The organism is Saccharomonospora iraqiensis subsp. iraqiensis, assembly GCF_000430445.1.
GTDB lineage: Bacteria > Actinomycetota > Actinomycetes > Mycobacteriales > Pseudonocardiaceae > Saccharomonospora > Saccharomonospora iraqiensis.
In genome coordinates this window covers 15,310-17,330 of sequence record NZ_KE387047.1, presented here as the reverse complement: position 1 = coordinate 17,330, position 2,021 = coordinate 15,310, and the positions used below count along the sequence as shown (strand labels likewise).

Genomic DNA, 2,021 nt, shown 5'->3' with positions numbered 1-2,021 from the left:
CGCGGTCCTCGGCCCCACCGCCCCGGGTGTTGTCCACCCCGTTGCGGGTCGCGTCGGTGGCGTCGGTGGCCGCGCTCGATGCCTGCGTGGCCCCGTCGTGCACGGACGTGGCGCCGTCCCGGATGTCGGAGACCGCGCCGGCCGCCGTGCCGCCCGCGTCCAGCACGTCGTTCAGGCTGCCCGCCTCACCCAGCTGCGACAGCGCCGTCCCCACGGAGGAGACCCCCTCGAGGACCTGCTGCGCGCCCTCGATCATCGCCTGGATGCCGTCGATCAGCTCCATGATGGCCGTGTAGATCTGGTAGGCGTCCCAGACCACCTTGACCGCACGGCCCCAGCCGACCACGGGGATCGGCAGCATCGCCGCGGCCTCGATCAGCTTGTTGACCAGCCGCTCGATCAGCTCCAGCGCCTTGTCGCAGGCCCGCTTCGAGCCCTCGGCCACCTTCATCAGCGCCTTGCCGAGGACCGAGGCCACCTGGGCGTCCGCCTCGATCGCGAGCACCCACCGCGTGCCGACGAGATCGGCGAACTGGTCGGCGGCGGCGCCGGACCACGACGGGCGCAGCTCCTCCAACCCGCCCGCGAGGTTCCCGCGCACCGCCTGCAGGGCGTCCTTGACGTTGCTCCACTCGGCCGCGGCCTTGCCGATCGCCTCGAAATCGCCCGTGATCGGGGTGATGATGGACGAGACGAGGTCCTCGCCGACGACCTTCTCCCAGACCCAGTTCACCGCCTGGACCTGGAAACCCGCTCCCTGGATGGCCTCCTCGACCGACGGGCCGGACGACGAGGGTTCCTTCGTCAGCTCCGCCGTCGGGTCCACCAGCTCCGCGTAGCCGGGCATCAGACCGCGCCCCCGATGCGGAAGTCGCCGGAGGAGTCGACGGCGCTGTCGAGCTTGTCCATCTGGGCGCGGGACTCCTCGTCGCGGGCGTCGTAGGTGTCGGCCGCGGTCGTCAGGTTCTGCCCCACCTCGGTCAGCTTCTCGTTCGCGAACCGCAGCGTGTCGGCGTAGAGCCCCACCACCCCGGTCACCGCCGGGGCGAGCAGCGCCAACAGTCCGGTGTAGCCGCTCGTGTCCCCGCCCTTGTCGGTGGCGTGCCGCTCGATCTCGCTGAACCGCCGCGCCTGCTGCGCCACCAACCCGGAACACCCGCGCAGTTCGGCGGTCTCCACCCGGTGTCCGCCCGCACCTGTCGACATGATCGTCGTCACCCCCGTCGGAAAAGGAATCTTCCCCAGAAGGCACCGGGTCGCGGACCCGGGATGCCTGTCGCCGGGGACATTCTGTCCGAACGCGCCGTGCTGTGTCCCCGGAACGGTCGAAAATGTCCTACGCTGCGCGCCCATGAGTGCTCACGACGACCGCACCGAACAGCCGCAGACGTTGTCGGGTTCCGCGCTGTTCGAACCCGGCGGTCCCCCGGCACGCGAACCGGCGGCCACCGGTGGGGACACGAACGCCGGCGGGGCGGAGCCGGGGACCAACACCGCGACGGAGCCGGGGACGGGGACGACAACACGGTCGAGGTCGGGGCCCGGGCACTGGCACGGCGGTCTCGACCTCGCCCTGTTCGTGCTCCGTCTCGTGCTCGGCGGGACGCTCGTCGCGCACGGGTTGCAGAAGTTCGGCCTGCTCGACGGCCCCGGACTGGACGGGTTCGCCCGCGGACTCGGATCGTTCGGCTACACCGGACAGACCACCCTGCTCGCGTGGGTGACGGCGCTGGCCGAGGTCGGCGGGGGAGTGCTGCTGGTGCTCGGCCTGTTCACCCCGCTCGGCGCGGCCGCGGCCCTCGGTGTGCTGGTGAACGCGATCGCGGTGAAGGTGGGTGCCGGGTTCTTCGCGGGACAGGGCGGGTTCGAGTACGAACTCGTGCTCGCCGCGACGGCGTTCGCCCTGCTGTTCACCGGCTCGGGGCGGCTCGCCCTGGACAGGAACACCCCGTGGCGGCACCGGCCGCTCGTGTTCGGGCTCGTCGCGCTGACCCTCGCGGCGGGGTCCTCCGCGGCGGTCC

3 protein-coding genes are annotated in these 2,021 nt (G+C 71.9%); 1 reads left to right on the top strand and 2 read right to left on the bottom strand.

What is annotated here, in order from left to right; genetic code table 11:
- Together ACTIR_RS21530 and ACTIR_RS0103660 are read right to left on the bottom strand one after the other, a co-directional pair.
- Positions 1 to 847: WXG100 family type VII secretion target (locus ACTIR_RS21530; RefSeq protein ID WP_411431314.1), on the bottom strand; the 847-nt coding region annotated here is incomplete at its 3' end.
- Positions 847 to 1,206, bottom strand: a complete 360-nt coding sequence (locus tag ACTIR_RS0103660) for a type VII secretion target (RefSeq protein WP_026453259.1) — start codon at positions 1,204 to 1,206, stop codon at positions 847 to 849. The genes ACTIR_RS21530 and ACTIR_RS0103660, both read right to left, overlap by 1 nt.
- A 145-nt stretch (positions 1,207 to 1,351) precedes the next feature.
- Here ACTIR_RS0103660 and ACTIR_RS21525 point away from each other — a divergent pair.
- The coding region (locus tag ACTIR_RS21525) for a DoxX family protein (RefSeq protein WP_034238207.1) at positions 1,352 to 2,021 on the top strand (670 nt) is incomplete at its 3' end.

Excerpts from the sequence above, each read along its gene's own strand:
- ACTIR_RS0103660 (WP_026453259.1), bottom strand. The coding sequence starts at position 1,206 with ATGTCGACAGGTGCGGGCGGACACCGGGTGGAGACCGCCGAACTGCGC.